Below are 22,557 nucleotides of genomic sequence, written 5' to 3'. Positions count from 1 at the left end.
GTTGCTCCTTTCTGCAGTTTATATCTGATCATGCATGAGTCACCCATTACGTAGGAAAAGATATACATAAAGGGTGATGGCGAGGTGAGTTAGCAAGATGAGTTTTCACTATTTTAGAAAGCGGAAAATCCGCATTGCAAATAAACCAGAATCCGTTTCATCCCCGATCCCGTCATCGGTTAAAGATCTCTTAGCATTTATGAAGACCGCATTCGGCGAAAGTCCCGATATTGTTTTCCGTGAGTTTATTCTAGGTGTTACAAATACGCCTGCCGCTATTGTATTTATACGTACGCTCGTAAATACGGACACAATCAACAATCAAGTAATGGAAGCTGCCCTTCGTATAAGAAAAGAAGATTCATTCACGCCACATGCGGATCTCCTCGACGAACTTACCCAGCGATTACTTCCAGTTGGTAATGTGACCAAAATCAGCAGCACACAGGAACTGACTGTGGCACTTCTTCACGGAAACACGTTACTTTTTATGGAAGGATACTCAACAGCTATTGAGATCAGTACAAGTGGAGCCGAAGAAAGGTCTATTTCTGATCCGAATGTTGAACACGAGGTTCGAGGACCAAGGGAATCATTTGTAGAAAATATGCAAACCAATATGTCCATGGTCAGGCGTAAAATTAACAATCAAAATCTACGGTTTCTCAGCTTTAAGCTTGGTAATGTGACCCATACGGATGTATGTATAGCCTATGTGCACGGCATTGCCGATCCTTCCTTAATCGTTGAAATTAAACAAAGGATGGACAAGATCGAAGTAGACGGTTTGCTGGAAAGCTTATACGTTGAGGAATGGATTGAGGATCATCCTGCTTCTCTTTTTGCACAAATCGACCACACGGAACGGCCAGACAGGGTTGCTGCGATGTTGCTGGAAGGGCGTGCAGCCATTATTATCAACGGCTCGCCTTGGGTATTGATTGTTCCTACCGTATTTCTACAGTTTTTTACGTCGAGCGGCGACTACTACATTAACCACTATTTCAGTTCTTTTTTGCGCTGGATACGTTTTGTCGCCTTTGTATTTGCGTTAACCATTCCCTCTTTCTATATCGCCCTGATTACCATGCATCAAGAAATGATTCCAACGCCGTTAGCTCTCCGCATCGCAGGAGACAGATCCGGGGTTCCTTTTCCGGCTATTGTAGAAGCGCTAGCTATGGAATTATCCTTTGAAATCCTGCGGGAAGCGGGAATTCGACTTCCGAAAGTCGCAGGTCAAGCAGTAAGTATTGTCGGTGCTTTAATCATTGGGGAAGCTGCCGTTCAAGCCGGGATTGTGTCACCCATCATGGTGATTGTCGTAGCCCTGACTGGAATTTCATCCTTCGCTATTCCGCAGTTTAGTCTCGGCATGACTGCGCGTCTTCTGCGTTTTCCCTTGATGCTCTTGGCCTCTATCGCAGGGATTCCCGGAATTACCGTTGCGCTTCTTACTCTTTTAACCTATTTGGCTTCCTTGAAGTCATTTGGCGTACCTTATCTCTCTCCACTTGCTCCTTTTGTTGCACAGGATATGAAGGATAGTTTGTTTCGGGCTTCGTGGAGAAAGTTAGCCAAAGGAATACATTCATTTGGAAAGAATACAGGACAAGGCATCAGTGAATTTGACGCAGAGGACACCAGATGAGCACAAACCGTTATGCACCGAAAATCACTTCAAAGCAACTTATGCTTCTCATCGTATCCAGCCGGGTGGCAGTTATGACTATATTTCTACCGGCGATTGGGACCCACAGCAATGCCAAAGACGCATGGATGTCCGCCATTCTCAGCGGATTAATAGGATTATTGCTCACCTGGATGGTAGTGTCATTAGCTCGCTTCCATCCAAACCGGACATTAGTGCAGCTTTGTATTTCTCTCTTAGGAAAATGGCTTGGAAGTTTATTGGTTGTCATCTTTCTATGGTTTTTCCTCCATGTGACGATCATCACCGTAAGGCAGTTCGCAGAAATTTTGAATACTGCGCTTATGCCTGAGACACCTGTCTCATTTTTTATCGTTTTTGTTATCGTTGCGGTCATTTTTTCCGTATACAGAGGATTGGAAGCAATCACGCGCTCAAATACAATTACGCTTCCCATTTCGTTGGCCTCAATCCTGTTGATTCTGATATTGGTAAGAAAGGATATCCATACAGAAGCCATTTTACCCATGCTGGAAGATGGTTGGATGCCTGTGATAATGGGGAGTGTCGTTCCGTTGGCGTGGCATGGCGAGATTATCTTAATCCTCATGCTCTATCCTTATGTTTCGGATAAAGAACATGTCCTAAAATCCAGCCTGTTTGCCGTGCTGATTAACACTATAGTTCTTCTCCTGATTAGTATCGCTGTAATCGGAGTGTTTGGCTCTGATGAAGCCCTTCATTTAACATTGCCCTTTTTTTCACTGGTGCGCATGATATCAGTTGCCAATTTTTTTGAAAGAATAGAAGCAATGATGGTCGCAGTTTGGATTAGCCTGCTTTTAACGAAAATGTGCATATATTTATACGCGGGGGTCATTGGCATGGGGCAGTGGCTCCACCTTAGATCTTACAAATTTTTGATTATTCCTATGAGCGTGCTTTCACTGATCCTGAGCTATGTTTCATTTGACAGCATATCTGACATTAAGCACTTTCTATCGCCGACGTATTGGGGAGTTTATGCATTGACAATTAGTACGATTCTCCCCATGCTGCTCCTCATCGCAACCATTTTTCTGAAAAGGAAGCGATCATGATGCATCACAAACGGTTCCGCAATATTCTTGTCATGATTCTCATCCTGTGTTTGAGTTTCCTTGCAACGGGCTGTTGGAATCGCAGGGAGATTGAAGACCTGGGTTTTGTACTGGCGGCAGGAATTGACTCGTCCAAACAAGGATATCTGCTAACCGTACAAGCCGCGAATGTCCCGGCATTATCCAAAGAAGGAAAGAATGTCCCTACCTTTTTCACCTACACCTCAACAGGAGAAACCCTATTTGATGCTATTCGCAAGACAACCCATACTTCTCCTAAAAGACTGTTTTGGTCTCATACCAAAGTTCTCATTATTAATGAGGAAGCGGCACAACGTGGAATTCGTCCCTATCTGGAATATTTCGGTCGGGATGTTGAGGAAAGAAGGGACTTTTTGCTTGCTGTCACTCCCCATCGAACAGTTGACCTCCTCAAGACAAATGTAGTAACAGATATCATCCCGGCCCTATCTATTAACAATCTTCTGGAAGGGTATAAGGCTACGTCCACTTCTATAAAAGTGAATTTAAATGATTTTTTGCGAGTCTACCATGGTTCCGCCAGCGCTCTTTTGCCAATCGTGCGCCTGGTTCAAGATCAAGGCAGTAAACAAGGCTTTTATGTATCAGGTTCAGCCGTATTTAAAAAAGATAAGCTCGCAGGCCAGCTTTCTCCGATAGAAACACGTGGATTTCTTTGGATAAAAGGAGAGGTAAAAAGTGGGATCATTGTTACCAAATGTCCGAATACAGAAGGTAAAACAGTAAAAGAGAAACTTTCTTTTGAAACGTTTCAAGCCGACTCTGAAATCAAAGCAGAAAAGAATCAAGGGAAATTTGTGATTCGCGTTAGCATCAAGGAAAGCGGAAATCTCGCAGAAAGCGCCTGTGTGAAGGATGAAATTGATCCATCCAGTTTAGTAGAACTGGAAAAATTAAAAAAAGAAAAAATTGAAGCGGAGGTAAAGGCCGCTCTGGAGAAGACACAAAAAGATTTACAGGCAGATGTGTTCGGATTTGGAGAGGTCATACACCGAGCCTATCCGAAAGAGTGGAAAAATCTAAAAGAGTACTGGGATCGAGTGTTTCCCACTTTAGAGGTACATGTTGACGTAAAAACCAAGATTACAGGAACCGCATTAATCCAACGCCAAAAAATGAAGGATAAACAATGATCTTAGCAGCAGTTGTTTTTCTTACTATAATCAGCATGAAGGAGCTTTCAACACTTATTCATAAATCAATGAGAAAGGAACTTGTAATCTATGGATTGTTCACAGCCATCAATCTTTTTGTTGCGGTGTTAACATTTATGGAAATAGAATTTCCTCTCCCTCAAAATGCAATCGATTGGATCGCTCAAACGTTGTTTGGAGTGGAATAATCGAGTAGTAACTGCAGTAGTCCAAAGAGGGACTAACAAATAACATCGCAGGCCGCTTAAGCGTAGAGCTGCGAGAGGCTGTCAGCTTTTTGACCTTGTTTGCTTTGCGGAAATAGATCAGAATGCTCTCAACTTTAGTTAAGTATGCCGGTCACACCTATGAGAGGGAAAACCGGCAATTTTTTATGATCAATCACATCGAACAGTGTCCCGCTAGTCTAGGCTTTGCTATTCCATAACTGGGCAGTTTACTAACCAATATTTCGTTGTTAAAATGGTCGTGCTAATATAAATTTCTTTATTCTTTATTCTTTTTCACTACTTCTACTACAACTTTGTGCGACACACATCCCGGAAGGTGAGAATCATTATCAACGAATGCAATTTTACAATTGTTGCCCCTATCATTTGCTTTCATTGTGGGAATGGGAACTTTCACAAATCTGATAATAAACACCAAATATACAAAGATCTCATCAATAATGAAGTCATTGAGATACCGGTAAAGCGTCAACGGTATCGATGCACTGCTTGTGGTACGAAAGAATGGGACGTTGTATTGGGAGCATCAACGTATTTGAAAAAAACGAGAAGACTACTCTCCTTTGAAAAGCGCAACACATGATTAAGAAGCCGCTTCCCTGAAGCTTACAGGGAAACGGCTGGGTTCTTTTCACAACTCGATCACCATTAACATACGGGTCTCATTCCATATCCATTCAGCCTTTTTTCTTACCGATACTGAACATTATTCAACTGCATCCACATCAATTTACTGTCAATCAACATGGCAAGCGTCATCTCATCCATCCCGTGCAGCTGACGGTACAAGCGCTGCGTTTCGATCAAGTCATTGTAGGTCAAGAAAGGATAGTCCGGCCTGCCGAATGTCCCGTCTGGAAAATAAGCGTAATGCAAATCGCCATTTCCGAGTATCCACTGCGCTCCGAGATTAACGACACCGTAGAGCATACTATCCGCTAAATCTTTGTCAGTCCGGTCCCCGAATTGCAGGTAGCTTTTGTAGAGAAAATTGATTTCCGCCAACTGATGATTCAAAGAAACATGTGTCTGAATCATCGGATTCGTTGCTGTCGCGTAGTCGGAAACCAGCCACCCTTGCTGTACACCAGCGATGACAAAATGGTTCATGGCTGCGTGATTGTGAAAGTAAGAGGCATATTTTTTGGCAGATTGACAAAAGTCCTTTTCTTGATACTGATCACAGCCCCGGAGCATCAGGTCAGCCGCTCCTGTGTTGAATCTCGTATCGTAAAAGCCCTCTGGTATCCCGTAATCGCCACTTAACCACAAAGAGCGCGGCTGTGTCTTCCAGTACCCCTCAGGCTCCTGCTGCTTCAGGCTCGCTTTCAGCATCACATAGCCCATATCCCGGGCAGCTTTGCTTCCACCTGTATATAAAAAGGAGCGAAGGACATAATTTTCGGGAATCCGCCAAAAGGAAGACTCCGAAGTCGGCTCGTACGTGGAAGGGCTTTGATAGTAATACCCATCGTACAGCCATTTTGCCTTTTCCGTAACGTCCAAGTTAATCCAGACGCTGTCAATCGCTTGCTCTCCCCAAGGAACGAGGGGATCTCTCGAATCGAGCGCCCACATTTCGCTGATAAAGCCTGCCTTTATCGGCAGCTTGATCACAAGCTCGACACCAGAAGCCGTCTGTTTTACTTCGACTGGCAACGCCAATGCCGGCTTTTCTTCAATCGTGGCTCTGCCTTTATCCACGTAGGTAATGGGCTTGCCTAACCAAATATACCTGCCCTCTGTCTCAACAAAACCAGAGGCAAGCGGAAGGGTCTGGACTTGATCAAGCGTGACAACCTTCCAATACGGTTTCTTCGACTCATCATAGGCTCGATAGCGGAACATCATGTTCTGACTGTTGCCCTGTATCGGGATGCTGAAAACGGAGGGCATCATATTGCGCTGACCTGTCATTTTATGGGCCCAATACGTGACACCATCTGGGAATCGAAATTCTTGTTTTTGGTGAATCGCCCCATTCAGGTGGTCAACAGTCTCTGTTTCTGTTGGTTTTTTCCATTCGTTTGCAGAAATATGGCTCGGAAAGAAACTGCTCACGGCGATGGCCGTCATCAAAAGGAGCATTCTGCTGATTTTTCTGACCATGTCATCCCCCTATTCTATTAAAGGAGAACCGAAAGTCCTACTTTAAAATGAATATTTCGTAGCGATTATTATTTTTATAATAATCTGATAAATTAACCATAGGTGTCTACTTTTATTTCGCAGGAGGGAATTTATGGACAAGAAAGTACGCTACGTTGTTTCTACAGCACTCGTAATATCTCTGTTCACCAGCCCCTCAATCATCCATGCCACCCAAGCTGAACCACAACCCCACATTCCTTATTACGGAATAGGACCAACCTATGTACAGCCTGCACAGATTGAGAGCTTGTTTCCCAAGCCAACTATCCAGTTTGGGACACCCGGCTTCCAAGAAGGAAAAGAAGCTTTTACATCCCAGGAAGAAATGATGGCTTACATAAGCAAATTGGCTACACGCAACAAGGAGATCCAGCTGCTATCCATCGGTACATCATTGGAAGGTCGCGACATCCCTCTGCTTCTGTTCAGCAAAGACCACAGCAAGCTTAAACAAAGCAAGGAGAAACCACTCATCTGGCTACAGGCACAAATCCACGGAAATGAACCCGCCTCTGGTGAATCTGCGCTTGTGATCGCCAAATGGCTGGCAGAAGGAAAACTTGGCGCCGACCTCCTGGATAAAGTAAACGTTGCGATTGTTCCTCGCATCAACCCGGATGGCTCCTACCAGTTCAAACGCTACATCGCGACAGAGCTGGATGCCAACCGCGACTACATGAAGGTAGAATATCTTGAGGTGCAAGCGGTTCACCAAGCCATCAATGCCTATCAACCTGATGTGGTGCTTGACGCCCACGAATACGGCGTCTCTTCCAGCCAGCTTCGCGATGTTGGAAAAAAAGGCGCGATCTCTTCCTATGATGTTCTGATCTCCTCTGCGAAAAACTTGAATATCCCCGCCAACCTGCGCAAAATGTCAGACAATCTGCTCTTGGCTGACATTCAAAAAGCACTCGACAAGGAGCAACTTTCTCATCACGCTTACTATACGCTGGCAAAAGGCAAGGACGGAAAAGTGACCGCAACAGAAGGCAGCACAGAGACAAGAATCGGACGCAATGCCTTGGGACTGAAAAACACGTTGACGTTTTTGGTGGAAACACGCGGCATCGGCATTGGACGCGCCGATTTTGAACGACGTGTATACAGTCAGGCCATGACTCACGCTGCTGTCATCCAATCAACAGCAGCCAACGCCAAAGCAATCAAGTCCGCCGTAACCCAGGCACGCGCAGAAATCACGGAAAAAGGCAAAAAAGCAAACGACAACGACAAACTCGTCATCTTGAGTGAGAATAAGCGAGTACCGGGTCAATCTCTCGAAGTGGTCGATCTAGCCACGGCAAAAAAAGTGTCTACCCCCATCGTCTGGGTAAGCTCCACCGGTGCCTATCCCGTACTCGAACGCGAGCGCCCCACTGCTTATCTCATGCCTCCTGGCTACCATGACGTTGCAGCCAAGCTGGAACTGCTCGGTGTTTCGGTAAGCAAGCTATCAAAAGAAACGACCATAGCGGTAGAGAGTTACACCATTTTGGAAAACAAGGTGAATACGATTTACGAGAATGGGCATTTCACCAATCAAGTGACTGCAAATGTAACAGAAACAACGAAAACCTTTCCTGCGGGTAGCTACGTGTTCAGCATGGCCCAGCCAAACGCCAACTTCCTTGCATTGGCCCTGGAACCGGAATCAGTAGACAGCTACGTCACGTTTAACTTCTTGCCCGTTGAAAAGGGCGATGAAGTCCCGGTGTATCGCTATATGCTGGAGCAACCGCTACCTACCACACAAAAGAACTAAAGGAAAAAATCCCCTCTCTAAAGTTAGACTCCTGAGAGGGGATTTTCGTTACATGTATAGGCTTACTTTATTTCAAACACTTCTTGGGCAAGTCCTGCCAGCTTTTGTGTATTGTCGCTGACTTCGACCATTGTCGCAGAAATTTCCTCCGTAGCAGCTGCCTGACTCTCCATGGTTTGATTGATCAATTCAATCGAATTTTGCAGGAGAGATATCAAATCCCGGATGGAATCCGTGGTGTGCTTGATTTTGTCTGCATTCGCCCGCGAATCCGTCGCCATATTGCGAACCTCATTCGCAACGACTGCGAACCCACGCCCTGCATCTCCTACTCGCGCAGCCTCAATGCTCGCATTCAGTCCCAAAATGTTACTTTGATCAGCGATTTTTTTCACGGCGAGTGTAATTTGCTCGATCTCAGTCGTACTTTGGCTCACATCATTGGCTTGCTCTGAGATCGCCTTCATTTGCTCGTTCAAATTCCCGATCTGCACGGCCATCTCTTGTGTGGTGGCACTGACCTGCTCGACGACACTTGAGAGATTTGCGGCAATTTCATACAGCTCATTGGCTCGCTCCATACTCGAACCAATGCCGACACCGCCGATGACTTTTCCCGTGTGATCATGCAGGGGGATCGCCCGAGCGACGAGAGGAAAACCAAATAATTCCTTGGGGACCATCATCGCCTGCTTGGTGTTTTTTCGAATCGCGTTGGTGATCACATCTCCTTCCTGAAGTGGATCACCAGGCTTTACTTGCAGCGCAAATGTTTCGGCAGGCACATTGCGCAATAGCTTTTCCGTGTCGTAGACCCCAATGGTAATGTCATCGGTGAGCAAATCATTTAAATAAGGGGCAACCTTGATGAAAGCCTCGAGCAGTTCTGCGTTTTTCCCCTTTTCGGAAGCTTCTGTTTCGTTCCATTCTTCGTATCCGTTCATGACCCTCTTCACCTCTATATTTTGCTGGCATTAGTATGGAAATTGGCGCTTTTTATGTTGAACCGAAATCCATTTCAGCGTAGTAAACTCTTCTAAGCTCCATTGACCATTCAAACGTCCCAATCCGGAATGCTTTTCACCGCCGAACGCCACAATTGGCTCGTCATTGATCGTCCCATCATTGATGTGAATCATGCCGGTCTCAATTCGTTTGGCCATCTGGGCACCTCTCTCCAGATCGCGCGTATGAATCGCCCCGGACAATCCAAATGGGGTCTCGTTCGCCATGCGAATCGCTTCTTCCTCGGAAGCAAACGACATGATGCAAACAGCAGGACCAAACAGCTCTTTTCCGGCAATCGACATGTCTGTGGTCACGCCTGTCAAAACGATCGGCTCGACCACGTTGCCTTTTACTTCCCCTTTCAGTGCAGGAACGGCTCCTTCGCGTATCGCCTCATCGATCGTAGCCATCAGGTTAGTGACTTGCCGTTGATTGATCAACGGACCGATTACTGTGTCTGGATCATTTGGGTCGCCTACCTTGAGTCCAGATACTTTTTCCACATACAGATCGAGGAATTTATCGTATACATCTTGGTGAACCAGTACTCGGTTAGCCGACATGCAAATCTGACCTTGGTGAGTAAAGCGGCTGAATACCGCTGCATTGACGGCATACTGGAGATCCGCATCCTCCAAAACGATCAGTGCACTATTGCCCCCCAGCTCCAAAATCGCCTTTTTGAAATGCTTCGCTGCCACTTGCGCGATATGGCTACCTACTTGGCTAGAGCCTGTAAACGAAAGGATCCGCGGAATCGGGTGGGAGACAAAACCATCGCCAATTTCTGCAATATCCGTCACCACGACGTTGATCAAGCCTTTGGGCAGACCTACTTCTTCAAAAATTTTCGCGATGAGAGTCCCACCCGTGATTGGCGTGTGCTCATGTGGTTTGAGGACGACACCGTTGCCCGCGCCAAGAGCTGGAGCTACGGACTTCATCGACAAATAGAACGGGAAGTTAAACGGACTGATGACGCCGACAACTCCTGCGGGAATCCGATACAAACGATTTTCTTTTCCGTCTACGGGAGAAGGAAGAATTTTTCCTTCCATGCGTACCGGGAACGTAGCCGCCTCGCGAATAATATCCTTCACAAGCCCGATCTCAAAAAACGCCTTCAGACGGGTTCCACCCAATTCACGAATGATGATCTGAATGATTTCCTCTTCATGCTCTTCGATATAGTGAACAGCACGCTCCAACATTCGGGATTTGGTATAGGCATTCACTTCATCCCACTCTTTTTTCGCGTTGGCTGCCGCCTGATAAGCCGCGTCGATATCCTCCAGATTTGCCATTTTGAATTCTGCGATGACTTCCCCGTTGTAAGGGTTGATATCTTGCAATGTCTTCGCGCCAAGTCCGTCGCGCCACTCCCCATTGATGTACTGCTTGTCCAGTGTTTGAAGGATTGACATGCTTTAACCTCTCCCTTTTGTAAAGTAAATAGGCTCCATTCGCATGAAAGGAGCCGTAAAACTAAAACAGCAAAATACACTGCTAGTCGGCAACCCGGCTGCCATCGTAACGTGTACATTAGGCCCGTGGCTTTGCGTCCCCACTTTTCAATGGGTTTGCCCATTCATAGCGAATGCCGATATGATTTTGTCGAAAAAAGGAAAGATATGGAGAATACTACTTTGATTATAGTACTCTATTCCTAATAGTCAAACGGGAATATGTAAAATTTCAATGAAACAACGTGAGCAAATACCAAAAAGTCCGCATCGCTTGGATACGGACTCCTGATTCTTTTTCCTTATAATCACAATAACTTTTTGACATCCTTTACGCTCGTCGCGAGCATTTGCTCTACCGCGTTGGAGTCCCTCACGTGCTTGGTCAAGCCTTCATTCAGCTCGTCCAGCAAGCCTTTTGCATCATTTACCTGCTGGGACACATCGTCAGCAAATCGCTTTTGCTGCGCGATGATTTCCATCACACCTGACACTTCGACGTTCAGCGCCTGGAAAGCGTTCACGATCTGATCCGTCTTCTCTGCAGCATCCTTGCTGATAGAAAGTCCATTTTTGATTGCACTGCTGCTTTTTTCACTGTTGGACAACGCTTCTTTTGTTTCTTCCTGAATCTTGCCGATCAATTCTGCAATCGTCTTGGTCGAGTTCGCTGTCATCTCAGCTAGCTTCCGTACTTCATCCGCTACGACAGCAAAGCCTCGGCCTTGTTCACCCGCACGGGCAGCTTCTATCGCTGCATTCAAAGCGAGAAGGTTGGTTTGATTGGCAATGTCGCTGATTACCTTGACGATACTCGTAATTTCCGAAGAGCGCTCTTCCAAGCGGCTCATGGACTTGGACGTATGGACCGATTCTTTGTCGAGCAGGCTCATGACTTCCACAACGTCCGTCATCGCCTTCTTGCCTTCATCTGCACGCGCTACCGATTGTTTACAGATGTTTGTCAGGCGCTCTCCTCGAACGGCCAACTGGCTCGCAGATTCATCATCCCGCTCGTTAATGGCCTGGATATTATCTACGACACGCTTCATCCTCGCCACTAATCTCACCATTTGATCGGATTCGGCATTCACCGCTTGGTTCGAAGTGAGGATCGCACCCATCTGTTCGTAAACACCGCGAAGCTCATGTTTCCAAGCGTCTTGCTGTCCTGCCATTGTGGTTGCGGGAGTTGCCACTGTCGTCGCTGCTGTCTCTTTTTCTGCCAGGCCTTTGTCTTTTTTCCAAAACATCCGCTTCCCTCTCCTTTGTACCCATCAATTGTCACTTCGGCGGCTATATACGCGGGACTCGATTATTCCCGGATGTTGTTTCGCCAAGCTCAGCAAGTTTTCCAAGAAATAATAGTGACCCTCCAAGAGCTCCACGTCTTTACGCTCAAAATGCTTCGCCTGCAAATACTGCTGCATTTCCAAAGCATAGCGCTCCAGTTTATCGTGAAAATCGTTGGCACGAAGCATTTGCTCCACTTCTGGATATTCTGTTTTCAGGCGACTTAACTCGCTGTATACACGTCCGCCCTCCAGAATCATCTGGTAGGCCGTACGCTCGAGCGTAGCTGTCGTAGCTGCCTCCTGCTCCTCACGCTCCTCGCGCAAAGCTGCCAAGTACGTGATAAAATGGTAGACAGTTAAAAACAATGGTCCTAAAAATAGAATGATCCCTGCTTTGTACACATGCTGATTGGACAAATTGCTGATGAGCAGGAACAAGTGAAACAAGATCGCACCCAACCATACATAGATGATGATTTGGTGATTGATCTTCCCTGCCTTTTGGTGGCGTGAAAAGGCAAAGGTAAGTCCGAGCAGATAAAAGGCAAGCAACGTAAAGCTGGCAGAAAACAAAGCCATCTCCATATCGATCAGCCAATCTGCATCGGCGGGTATTTCGATAAAGAATTCAAAAGCGAGCACCAGCAGTGAGAACAGCAACCCCATGATCCAAAACCGGCTTACTTCCGAGTCATTCCTCCGCCGGGAGCGGTAGCGTTTTGCACGGGATCCTTCCATAATGCTCTCACCTCATTCTCTATGATTCGCCATGATTCTATCTTTTCCTTTCACATGGGGCCAAAATCTGACATCGGAGGCTGTTATGACAAAAAATTTACCAACACCATTTACCGAGCGCATGAAAACCTTGCTCGGACACGATTATGAGGCATTCGTTTCCTCGTATGATCAGCCTGTGACACACGGCTTGCGGGTCAATCCGTTGAAGGTGGGTCGTGACGATTTTTTGAAAATCTCGCCGTTTGCTCTGGAAGCAGTCCCTTGGTGTGAAAATGGTTTTCGCTACAAAGAGCCGGATCGTCCCGGCAAGCATCCTTTTCACTCCGCTGGCATGTACTACTTGCAGGAGCCAAGCGCGATGTCCGCTGCCGAAGCACTCGGCGCACAACCTGGTGAGCGCATCCTCGACCTGTGTGCAGCGCCAGGGGGGAAATCGACGCAGCTTGCAGCGTTTTTGCGTGGACAAGGAATGCTTGTGGCAAACGAAATCCATCCTGTTCGGGCAAAAGCCTTGTCAGAAAATCTGGAGCGCTGCGGCGTGACCAATGCCGTCGTGACCAACGAAACTCCTGAACGCCTACAGGAGCGATTCCCCCAGTTTTTTGACCGAATTTTAGTAGACGCTCCATGCTCTGGCGAAGGGATGTTCCGCAAGCTACCCGAAGCAATCGAAGACTGGAGCCCTGCAAAAGTAACCGAGTGCCATGTCATGCAAGGCGATATTCTCGAAGCGGCAGCTGCTATGCTGAAGCCAGGCGGGACGCTGGTCTACTCCACCTGCACATTTGCTCCGTTGGAAAATGAGCAATCACTGGTTAACTTTCTGGATAGTCACCCGGAATTTGAGATCGTCTCGCTGCCACATGCAGATTGCTTTTCTGCTGGCCAACCCGCGTGGGCCTCTCCGCAAAACGAGCAGCTCACCCAGACAGCCAGATTGTGGCCGCATCGTCTACAGGGAGAAGGTCATTACCTCGCCAAGCTGCAAAAGAGTGAGAACGCTGAAGTTCATGAACCTTCCGGGAAGCGTAAAGAAAAGCGTGTGGCAAAATCGGCTCCGGCAGGTCGAAAAGAAGCCCTGGCAGCGTGGCGTACGTTCGCGGACGAAGCACTCCCGGCGCTCTCCAAACCATTCGATGATGAATCAGCTTTTCTTTTGTTCGGCGAGCAGCTCTACTACTCACCTGCTCCCGAGCTCGATTGGGACAAGCTCAAGGTCGCGCGCGTCGGTCTGCACCTAGGAACCGTAAAAAAGAACAGATTTGAACCTGCACACGCCTTGGCACTCGCCCTCTCTCGTGCGGAGGCAGCCCGTGTCGCTTCGTATAGCGCAGACGATCCTGAAATGTTGCGGTACTTAAAGGGAGAAGCGCTCACGCGTGATGGTGACAGCGGCTGGACGCTGGTTACTGTAGGTGGATTCTCCATCGGTTGGGGCAAGCAATCAGAGGGGCAACTCAAAAATCATTATCCAAAAGGTCTACGCTGGTTGTAAAATGCATCAAAAATAAAAAAAGCTCACAAAGCTACACGAAATGCATTCGTGACTGCTTGTGGGCTTTTCTCTTTTTTCTCATGATCGCCCTCTGCGGGACGGATTGTCTACTACGGTCAAAGAGCCATTTCTTATATAACGCAATATTTTTGAAACAGATATCCCTGTTGCATTGGCAATTTGCATCGCATTCGAATTCGGATAAGTTCTCACGTAATTGCGAATCATCTGGTAGTCTTGTATTTCGTTTTCTCCGCAAACCTGGCAACTGTACTCTCCCCGGCCCATCGGACTGCCGCATTTCAAGCACGTATCCGTTGTCATCACTGGTTCTCCTCACACCCTGTACTAAGGTACTTTCACAAGAAAGGGTTCTATCTTCCTATCTATTACCCAAATCAAACGGGAGGAAAACACTAATTTCTATCGCAATTCTTGTATTCTATTAAAATTCGATGCAGTCAATCCAAACTCCTTTAAAATGCCAGTATGACGGCATCAGACAGCTTTTTGCAAAAGGACAATCGCAAACCCAATCAGAAAGACACCACTGAGCCCATGAAAAACGTTGAGCCATCCTGGGCGAAAAAATCGAGCCAAATATGATGCCAACAAAGCTACCAGCCCCAGGAACAATAAAGTCGATAACAGACAGCCTGTAGCAAACAAGAACAACTCCGTTGATTGAATAAGACTGCCAGATGCCAATAGTGAGCCAAATACACCCGCCCAAAACAGAACGGTCAGAGGATTCGCGAGCGTCAGAAGCACGCCTTGCCAAAAGTTGTTTCGACCCGATGGAGCATGCTGGACTGGTGCTTGTTTATGTTCTCCTCTGCCCTTTATGGCACGCAAAGTTTGAATCCCAAACCAAGTCAGAATCAGGGCTCCCATTATCAAAACCATCTGTTTGACCCATTGGATTTGCAACAGCAGCGATAGTCCCCCGATCGCCCCCACCATATAAACCGCATCTGCGAGTGCAACTCCCAGTACCATCATGAGTGCCTCTCCCAATCGCCGAGTCATCGAGCGATGCAACACTGCCAGACAAACCGGACCAACGGATAGCTGAAGCATCATCCCGAATAATAGACCGTTCCAGATCGCCATCAGGTTCACATCTCCTCTTTCATGGAAGACAGGACGATCATCGTATTCGTCTTGCTTACACCTTCTACTTGCTTCAAAGTTTCCGAGATGAATCGTTCCAGATCGGCCGTCCCTTTTACGGCAACCTTCAGGACATAATCGTAAGCTCCCGCAATATGATGGCATTCCAGCACACAGTCTGCCTGCATGACCGTTTCACGGAAGCCAGCGATATGCTCCGTTTTCTCGATTTGCACCATCACAAAGGCAATCAGGTGAAGCCCTAGCTGTTCCCGATCCAGCTTCACCGTGAACTGTTTGATGAGTCCTGTATCCTCCAGCTTGCGTATTCGTTCGGAGACCGCAGGCACGGACAAATGAACCTGCTTGCTGATGTCTGAGCTGGTGATTCGGGCATTTTCCCGCAATAAGCGGAGGATTTGTTCGTCAATCCGATCCATAGTGGTGCCCCTCCTTTTTATCATAATTATACCAATTTCTTTAGAATAAAAAGGAATTTGACACCATTACGGTAATTTTTAAAGAAACAATGCAGATTAACCTTTGTTTTTTCTGTAGCGCGAATGATCTTGGGGCGTTTTCCTAAAATAATGCTGCCGAGAGAGACGGGAAGGCATCATACGCCATCTTTCTACGCTGATAGCTGCTCCTTCTTTAGAGTAAACAAACGGATCGCGAGCAACAGTGACAGCAACGCAATAACAAATCCGTACCAGCCTAGATGCTCCACAGAGGAGTTGCTGATCACCAGTCCCCCAACCCATGATCCCAAAGCGAAGCCAAATTGAATAAAGGATGTATTGATGCTAAGCGCGATATCCGGCGAACGGGGCACCTGGGTAACCAGATATAGCTGTTGGGCCGGAGACGTTGCCCATGTGGCGAGCATCCATAGCATGATGATCACGATATGGGCAGTTATCACTCCATCCATGACCGAAAGCAAAAGCAGCATACTTGCCTGAAGGGAGAGGCCAACATAAATCGTAAATTTCGGCCCCTTGCGATCTGCGATAACTCCCCCAATTTTTGACCCCATAAAACTGCAAATGCCTGCAAGAAACAGAATCCCGGAAATCTCGGATGCCGAAAGCTCTGCCTGGGTTAGCAGGAAAGGCGCAATATAGGTAAACAATGTGGAATAAGCGCCGATGTACAACAGCGTGATAACAACCGCTGCCAGAATCTTTTTATTTTTTATGACAGCCAACTGTGCCCGCGGTGTTACAGCCTCCTGCGCTTTTATAGGCCGGACTTTTTTATAAATGACAAACAGCGGAACCAAGCTCAGCAGTCCAATAAAAATAAACAGCAGCCTCCAGCCAATCGCTTCACTTAAAAAAGTGCCAACCGGGAGGCCAAGTACAAGCGAGCTGCTCAATCCCATCAAAATGATGCCGATTGCTCGCCCACGATTGCCTTCTTCAACAAGCCGTGTAGATACCGCCATCGCAACAACAGTAGCAACTCCTCCACTGAGTCCTTGGATCATGCGTGTGACCAGCATCATCTCAAATGAAGGACTCACATAGACCAGCCAGTTGCTCAAAATAAAAATGCCAAGCATCATGAGCAATAATTTTTTTCGGTCAAGATGGATCGTAGCAGCGATGACAATGGGAGCCCCTACTGCCGCAGAAAGGGCAAATGCAGTGACAAGCAATCCGGCAGACGACGTCGTGACACCCAGATCAGCTGCCACCATTTGAATGATGCCGCTTATCAGATACTCCACCGTCCCAATCAGGAAAACGGCCAAAGCGAGAATATAGACAACCCATTTATTTCCCACGCTCACTTTGCCCCCTTGCTTCAATTGGAATCTGGATTTCTATGAGCTCAACCCCAGGTTCTTCTGATAAGGGAACATAGATTTCTCTGCCGGGCTGCTCGCTTCGAATACAGTAACCATGCTGTTCAATCCACGTAGCCAGGTCAAGGCAAGCTGATTCTTTAAAGGTCGAATCCGAACGGAATAGTAGCGTAGCCATTGTCTCGGCAGGCAAGAAGCTTTGTTCCATTTGCTCAGGCAGTTTGACAGATTCTGTTTTCATGGCGTAGCCCACCCCAAATTCGAAAAGCTGGTCCTTCGTTCCGGTTTCCTTCCATAGCACTGTTTTGGGGCCAGTCAAGGATGATTTCAGGCTGGCATCAAGCAAACTGTCGAATAGTTGAAACAGGCAAGGAATATCTTCAGCAGCACCCAGTGCTGAATAGGAAATCAAGTGCATGCCATCTACCTGCTTCAAAACGACCTCATGCTCCTTCTCGATCCTTCCCTCCCGTTCAACAAGCTGCACCCGTTCCTTAATACGGGCAAGCTTTGACATTTCCATCTCCAGCAGGGATTGGATTTCATTTTCTTTGAGTCTCAGCATGCCCCGAATTTGTTCGGCTGGTATATTCTCGTGAAGCAATTGCGCAATCTGCTGCAATGAGAACCCTAATTCTTTGAAGATGACAATTCGATTGATCTGCAAAAGCTGTTCGGCACAGTAATATCGGTACCCGGTCGTATCATCGATTTTTGCTGGTTTTAGAATCCCAATCTGATCATAATAGCGCAACGTCTGCAACGGTATTCTACTCAGTCGGGAAAACTCGCTGATTTTGAACAATTCCACACCTTCTCTCCCATTACTTCGATCTGAGTATAAACCTTCTAGTTGGGTATAAAGTCAAGAACTTCCTTTCATACACCAAAGGCGTTTCTACAAAAAAAACGCCCAGATCCTTTTCGAATCTGGGCAGCCTCTTCATTTCTTATCTTCCTCTTGATTTCCCGGCAGATTGATTAAACGGTCTTCCACCCTTGGCAGAACGAGCGGCTCCACCTTTTCCTGCTTTTTTGGCATCGGCTGGCTTCGCAGACTTACCCGCTTTGCGTGCCGCAATTGCTTCAGCCTTCTTGCGGTTTTTCTCGTACTGCGTTTGCAGTTCACCTAGCTCACGCGCCATCTTCTTTTTGTAGCCTGGCTTTACCTTCGTCTTTTTCTTCAAGGCTTCACGTACAGGGGCGAACTCTTTATCTTTTTCCTTTAGCTGCTCCTTCGCCTGTTGCGCACGCAGCTCGATGAAATGAGCTTCCCGTTCTTCTGCGCGCTGACGGCGTCCAGCATCCAGATGGCGTCCTGCCTGCAAAATTCTTTCTTCGATAGAAGCCTTCGTGGTTTTGGCAAAACGAGCCAACAGGTTTTTCTGACGCGGAGAAATGAGGGAGATCGCTTTCCCTTTTTGTCCCGCACGTCCCGTACGTCCAACGCGGTGGATGTAGCTGTCCACGTCATTCGGCAAATCGTAGTTGATGACATGCGTTACTCCTTCTACGTCGAGTCCGCGCGCCGCGATATCTGTGGCAATCAAGTATTGGAAGCGGATCTCGCGGAATTGCTTCATCAGCTGTTCCCGCTTGTTTTGGGACAAATCGCCGTACAGGGCTTTCGCCGACAGGCCATTTTCCTGCAAACGAGCAGTAAGCTGTTGCACACGTACTTGCGTATTCGCAAACACGATGGTCAAGTACGGCTGCTCTTGCTCCAGCACATCGACCAGTGCGTCCGTTTTATCGCTCTGGTTCACTACATAGTAAAATTGTTCAATACGCTCAACCGTTTTCTGCTTGCCTTCAATTTTGATATGAGGAGGCTGCTTCATGAAACGGTGCGCGAGTTTTTTCACCAGATCAGGCATCGTTGCCGAGAACAGCAGCACCTGACGTTGAGAAGGCGTGTGGACGATTACTTGTTCCACGTCCTCCAGGAAGCCCATTTCCATCATTTTATCTGCTTCATCCAGCACGAGCGTGGAAATGCGTCCGAAATGGAGCGAGCCGCGCTTCATATGATCCAACACGCGTCCTGGTGTACCTACAACTATATGAACCGTTTCTTTTAGCTTGCTCAGCTGCTTGTCGATATCCGTTCCACCGTGCAGGGAGAGTACATTCACATTCAGGTGTTTGCCCAGTTTTTCTACTTCTTTTGCAATCTGAATGGAAAGCTCACGTGTCGGGGTAAGGATGAGCGCTTGAATGTCGCGTTTTCCTTCTTCCAAAGCGTTGAGGATCGGCAGCATGAAGGCAGCTGTTTTTCCCGTACCGGTCTGAGCTTGTCCGATCAGATCTTTGCCTTCCATAATGAGAGGAATGGCTTCCTCTTGAATTTGTGTCGGTTCTTTATAATACAGGTCTTGAATCCCTTGCATCAACTCCGGACGAAAACCAAAAGACGCAAACGATTTTGCCATAACTTCCACTTCCTTTCACAAGCGATCCGATTCGCCACACCATGACTGCATGGACAGTGGATGCGATAAAACCGGCTCTCATCAATCAAAATTCATCCCAGGCAGGTTGTTGCCCTTGCGAAATCCTATCCTACCTATACTAAAGGAGTACTCTCGAAAAAACAACTAAACCGTTCAACTCCGGGTATTTTTCTTCGTGATTCGCGACGACGAAGCAAGCCAAGCTGAAATTTTTGCTTACATGATGTGACCATGTATCGATTTCGCTGATCTAATTACTGTCAATGTGAAAAACCAACACAGAAAGGAGTGAAAAAGGTGGAACTAAGAGAACAGGTTCTCCTGGCAAAGCAAGGAGATCGCGAAGCTTTTATCACTGTTGTCAAACACGTTGAGAGCTCCTTGTACCATACGGCTAAATCCATCCTGAAAAAGGAGGAAGATATAGCGGACGCTCTCCAGGAAACCATTTTGAAAGCTTATAAATCTCTGCATTCGCTTCGTGAGCCCCAATTTTTCAAAACATGGATGTTCCGAATTTTGATCAATGAATGCAATAAGATGTTAGCCAATCGCTCCCGTAACATTCCAATGGATGATTTCCCTGTCCAATTGTCACTCTCAGCTAACGACGAACATATTGACCTGCGGGACGCCGTTGAGAGATTGGATGAGCAGCAGCGCCTTGTTATTGTGCTTCATTATTTTGAAGACATGCCTTTAAGACAAGTAGCAGAGATACTGGACATTTCGGAGAGTGCCGCAAAAATGCGGCTCAGTCGGGCACGGAACAATTTGATGGAGAAATTAAACACATTTCGGGAAGGGAAGATACATTATGGATCAATCTAAATTCGATTTAGAACTAAAAGAGTACAATCGTACAAAGGATACGACGATGTCACCATTGGTGCGGGCTCGACTGGATGAAACATACGCCTCTCTCCCAGAAATGTCTCGCGAACGAAAAGTTCGACGATTACGTAAAGCACCCTATGTAGCGGCCGCCGCAGTCATTCTAGGTGCAACTGTTTTCACCTCCGGATTTATCTCGCCGGTCATGGCCCAGTCCATTAAGCAGATTCCATTCGTTGGGAGTCTCTTTACCTTGATCGAAGCGGACCTCGGCTTACGAGCTGCAGGCGAACAAGGTCTTTCTTCCAAGGTGAACAGGAGTATTTCTCATCAGGACATGAAGCTCGAGGTAACGGAGACGGTCTTCGACGGAACACGCGCTGTCTACCTACTCAGTGTAACGGCTCCAAACCTGAAAGACGGCATATTTGATACGGGAAAAGAGGTTATCAAACTTAGTGACGCTATCGAAAATGTCACTTTTACCATCGATGGAAAAGGTCAAGATGACCCAAGTAGTTTGGTAGCAGGCGGTGGTTTTTTCTCCTCAGCTGGCGAATCGCACCCAAACTTGCTTGTCTTCGAAGAAATTTTGAAGACACCTGACCACAATTCAACGAGCAAGATTCCAGATTCTTTCCATGCGGAAGTGGTTGTTAAGCTTGCTGGAATTGATCAAGCCTTCAAGCTGGACATTCCCTTCCAAAAAACAACGAACGACACCATCCAACTTAAACCGAATGTTGTTCAATCAATCGATGGGATTTCTTTCGAAGTATCCGAGGTCAATGTGACGCCAGTGACGACGCGCTTGTTGTATTCGCTCAAACTGGATGACAAGACATCAAATAAGTTCATCAGAGCTGCCCTGTTTGACGACCAAGGTCGTCAACTGACGTCCCTCCACGGAGAAGGAGAGCTTAAGGATAACACTCTCACATTTGACGCTCGCTATGCTTCTGCACAAGGACAGCCGAAGTATTTCATCATCAAGCCTTTTGTCGTAAAAGATCATTCCACTGAAACAGTCGCAGACGATCAGTTTATTAAGGGTCTGGAAATAAAGGTAGACCTCCCCGAGCAGAACAAGTAACAAAACGAAAAAGCCTCCCCAATGCAATCACATCTTGCATGGGGAGGCTTTTGCTTTCCTTTCCTTATCTGTCGATCAATTGTTGTACCGTTTCCTTATCGAGCTTCTTGATGACAGCTGTCAGCAGCTGGGCAGCCTGCTCGAAATCGCTTTTGGACATAATCGCATTATGGCTGTGGATATACCGTGTCGCAAAGCCGACGACAATTGACGGGCAGCCAATGCCGCTTGTATGGAATTTCGCTGCGTCTGTCCCGCCTCCTGCGAGTGCATCCACCTGGATATTGATGTCGAGCTCCTCTGCTGTGTCGAATACGAGATCGCGCAATCCGGTATGCGGAATCATCGTGGCATCAAATAACATGACGAGCGGACCGTCCCCCACATTGCAGGTCATCGGGTACGATTCATTTCCAGGTGTGTCATATGCGAGTCCAACATCAACAGCAAAAGCAATATCTGGTTCAACCAAATTCGCTACTGTGCCAGCACCCCGAGTCCCGACTTCTTCCTGCACGGTTGCACCGGCGTATACCACATTCGGATGCTCTTCCGTCTGCAATCGTTTCAGCACCTCGATTGCCAGTGCACACCCCGCTCGATTATCGAGCGCTTTTGCAACCCACAGCTCTCCGTCGCGCATCGTCGCAAAATCACTGTCAGGGACAATCCAATCACCAGGGCGAACACCCATTTCCTTCGCATCTGCTTCATCTTTCGCCCCGATGTCAATGTACAAATCCTTGAGCTTCATGACTTTTTCCCGCTCTTCTTTTTCCAGTGCGTGTGGTGCCTTCGAACCAATGAGCCCCAGATACTCCCCTTTGCGTGTCTTGACCTTCACACGCTGTGAGAGGATATTGTGCGTCCACCATCCGCCAAGCTGGATAAAACGCAAGTACCCTTTTGGCGTGATATGCGTCACCATGAAACCCACTTCATCCAAATGTCCCGCGAGCAAAATTTTCGGACCGTTTTCAGCACCCGTCTTCTTCCCGAGTACCCCACCCAGCCGATCCTTTACCAACTCGTCACTGAGAGGCTGTAAGTACTCCTCCATCTTCACCCTGACTTCGCGTTCGTGCCCAGGTACTCCGTCCGCTTCCGTCAAATCCTTGATCAATTTCGTGAGATCGTCCATCTTTTATCTCCTTTT

The 22,557-nt window shown here is 47.2% G+C and carries 20 protein-coding genes and 1 riboswitch; of the genes, 8 read left to right on the top strand and 12 right to left on the bottom strand.

Annotation, left to right across the window (positions count from 1 at the left end):
- Nucleotides 1-97 precede the first annotated feature (97 nt).
- Genes EL268_RS08375 through EL268_RS08360 form a run of 4 tightly spaced genes read left to right on the top strand, consistent with a single transcriptional unit; the run spans nucleotide 98 to nucleotide 4,135 of the window.
- Nucleotides 98-1,651: a spore germination protein gene (locus tag EL268_RS08375; protein WP_106654420.1), complete on the top strand. Its 1,554-nt coding sequence runs from the start codon at nucleotides 98-100 to the stop codon at nucleotides 1,649-1,651.
- Nucleotides 1,648-2,751: a GerAB/ArcD/ProY family transporter gene (locus tag EL268_RS08370; protein ID WP_106654419.1), complete on the top strand. Its 1,104-nt coding sequence runs from the start codon at nucleotides 1,648-1,650 to the stop codon at nucleotides 2,749-2,751. The genes EL268_RS08375 and EL268_RS08370 overlap by 4 nt, the downstream gene beginning before the upstream one ends.
- Complete coding sequence (locus EL268_RS08365) at nucleotides 2,748-3,926, top strand: Ger(x)C family spore germination protein (RefSeq protein ID WP_106654418.1); 1,179 nt, start codon at nucleotides 2,748-2,750, stop codon at nucleotides 3,924-3,926. The genes EL268_RS08370 and EL268_RS08365 overlap by 4 nt, the downstream gene beginning before the upstream one ends.
- Entirely contained in the window at nucleotides 3,923-4,135 is a 213-nt protein-coding gene (locus tag EL268_RS08360; RefSeq protein WP_106654417.1) for a hypothetical protein, read from the top strand. The genes EL268_RS08365 and EL268_RS08360 overlap by 4 nt, the downstream gene beginning before the upstream one ends.
- A gap of 732 nt (nucleotides 4,136-4,867) precedes the next feature.
- Here the strand turns inward: EL268_RS08360 and EL268_RS08350 are convergent.
- On the bottom strand, nucleotides 4,868-6,286 hold the full coding sequence (locus EL268_RS08350) for a hypothetical protein (protein WP_106654416.1): 1,419 nt from the start codon (nucleotides 6,284-6,286) through the stop codon (nucleotides 4,868-4,870).
- A 133-nt stretch (nucleotides 6,287-6,419) separates the two neighbouring features.
- Here EL268_RS08350 and EL268_RS08345 point away from each other — a divergent pair, with 133 nt between their 5' ends.
- Nucleotides 6,420-8,093 (top strand): M14 family metallopeptidase, encoded by a 1,674-nt coding sequence (locus EL268_RS08345; RefSeq protein WP_106654415.1) that lies wholly within the window; start codon nucleotides 6,420-6,422, stop codon nucleotides 8,091-8,093.
- 62 nt (nucleotides 8,094-8,155) lie between these two features.
- Here the strand turns inward: EL268_RS08345 and EL268_RS08340 are convergent, their stop codons facing one another.
- The 4 genes from EL268_RS08340 to EL268_RS08325 all read right to left on the bottom strand — a co-directional run bounded on the left by EL268_RS08340 (nucleotide 8,156) and on the right by EL268_RS08325 (nucleotide 12,597).
- Complete coding sequence (locus EL268_RS08340) at nucleotides 8,156-9,037, bottom strand: methyl-accepting chemotaxis protein (RefSeq protein WP_106654414.1); 882 nt, start codon at nucleotides 9,035-9,037, stop codon at nucleotides 8,156-8,158.
- A 30-nt stretch (nucleotides 9,038-9,067) separates the two neighbouring features.
- Complete coding sequence (locus tag EL268_RS08335; protein WP_106654413.1) at nucleotides 9,068-10,525, bottom strand: benzaldehyde dehydrogenase; 1,458 nt, start codon at nucleotides 10,523-10,525, stop codon at nucleotides 9,068-9,070.
- Between the two features lie 85 nt (nucleotides 10,526-10,610).
- A riboswitch (cyclic di-GMP riboswitch) is annotated at nucleotides 10,611-10,696 on the bottom strand.
- Between the two features lie 176 nt (nucleotides 10,697-10,872).
- Nucleotides 10,873-11,817: a methyl-accepting chemotaxis protein gene (locus tag EL268_RS33665; protein WP_106654412.1), complete on the bottom strand. Its 945-nt coding sequence runs from the start codon at nucleotides 11,815-11,817 to the stop codon at nucleotides 10,873-10,875.
- Nucleotides 11,818-11,841: 24 nt separating this feature from the next.
- Entirely contained in the window at nucleotides 11,842-12,597 is a 756-nt protein-coding gene (locus EL268_RS08325; protein ID WP_106654411.1) for a hypothetical protein, read from the bottom strand.
- 85 nt (nucleotides 12,598-12,682) lie between these two features.
- Here EL268_RS08325 and EL268_RS08320 point away from each other — a divergent pair, with 85 nt between their 5' ends.
- Nucleotides 12,683-14,095 (top strand): RsmB/NOP family class I SAM-dependent RNA methyltransferase, encoded by a 1,413-nt coding sequence (locus EL268_RS08320; RefSeq protein WP_106654410.1) that lies wholly within the window; start codon nucleotides 12,683-12,685, stop codon nucleotides 14,093-14,095.
- 78 nt (nucleotides 14,096-14,173) lie between these two features.
- Here EL268_RS08320 and EL268_RS08315 read toward each other — a convergent pair whose 3' ends face one another.
- The 6 genes from EL268_RS08315 to EL268_RS08290 form a co-directional block, all read right to left on the bottom strand.
- Nucleotides 14,174-14,419 (bottom strand): hypothetical protein, encoded by a 246-nt coding sequence (locus EL268_RS08315; protein WP_048034168.1) that lies wholly within the window; start codon nucleotides 14,417-14,419, stop codon nucleotides 14,174-14,176.
- Between the two features lie 174 nt (nucleotides 14,420-14,593).
- On the bottom strand, nucleotides 14,594-15,208 hold the full coding sequence (locus EL268_RS08310; protein WP_232030329.1) for a LysE family translocator: 615 nt from the start codon (nucleotides 15,206-15,208) through the stop codon (nucleotides 14,594-14,596).
- A 5-nt stretch (nucleotides 15,209-15,213) separates the two neighbouring features.
- The gene (locus EL268_RS08305; protein ID WP_106654409.1) at nucleotides 15,214-15,648 is read right to left on the bottom strand and encodes an Lrp/AsnC family transcriptional regulator; all 435 of its coding nucleotides are present in this window, start codon (nucleotides 15,646-15,648) and stop codon (nucleotides 15,214-15,216) included.
- Between the two features lie 191 nt (nucleotides 15,649-15,839).
- On the bottom strand, nucleotides 15,840-17,000 hold the full coding sequence (locus EL268_RS08300) for an MFS transporter (protein ID WP_106654408.1): 1,161 nt from the start codon (nucleotides 16,998-17,000) through the stop codon (nucleotides 15,840-15,842).
- Nucleotides 16,990-17,826 (bottom strand): MerR family transcriptional regulator, encoded by an 837-nt coding sequence (locus EL268_RS08295; protein ID WP_106654612.1) that lies wholly within the window; start codon nucleotides 17,824-17,826, stop codon nucleotides 16,990-16,992. Before EL268_RS08295 ends, EL268_RS08300 begins: the two co-directional genes overlap by 11 nt.
- Nucleotides 17,827-17,971: 145 nt before the next feature.
- Entirely contained in the window at nucleotides 17,972-19,453 is a 1,482-nt protein-coding gene (locus EL268_RS08290; protein WP_106654407.1) for a DEAD/DEAH box helicase, read from the bottom strand.
- A gap of 318 nt (nucleotides 19,454-19,771) precedes the next feature.
- On the opposite strand from EL268_RS08290, the gene EL268_RS08285 reads away from it, so the two are divergent.
- Both EL268_RS08285 and EL268_RS08280 read left to right on the top strand, forming a co-directional pair.
- Entirely contained in the window at nucleotides 19,772-20,305 is a 534-nt protein-coding gene (locus EL268_RS08285) for an RNA polymerase sigma factor (protein WP_106654406.1), read from the top strand.
- Nucleotides 20,292-21,401 (top strand): DUF4179 domain-containing protein, encoded by a 1,110-nt coding sequence (locus EL268_RS08280; protein WP_106654405.1) that lies wholly within the window; start codon nucleotides 20,292-20,294, stop codon nucleotides 21,399-21,401. The genes EL268_RS08285 and EL268_RS08280 overlap by 14 nt, the downstream gene beginning before the upstream one ends.
- Nucleotides 21,402-21,465: 64 nt before the next feature.
- On the opposite strand, the gene EL268_RS08275 is transcribed toward EL268_RS08280, so the two are convergent.
- A complete protein-coding gene (locus tag EL268_RS08275; RefSeq protein WP_106654404.1) occupies nucleotides 21,466-22,542 on the bottom strand; it encodes a M42 family metallopeptidase in 1,077 nt (358 codons plus the stop codon).
- Between the last annotated feature and the right edge of the window lie 15 nt (nucleotides 22,543-22,557).

The sequence above is a fragment of the Brevibacillus brevis genome (assembly GCF_900637055.1).
Taxonomy (GTDB): domain Bacteria; phylum Bacillota; class Bacilli; order Brevibacillales; family Brevibacillaceae; genus Brevibacillus; species Brevibacillus brevis.
Note: the sequence above shows the minus strand (reverse complement) of the source record. Positions and strands in the feature narration are given on the sequence as shown.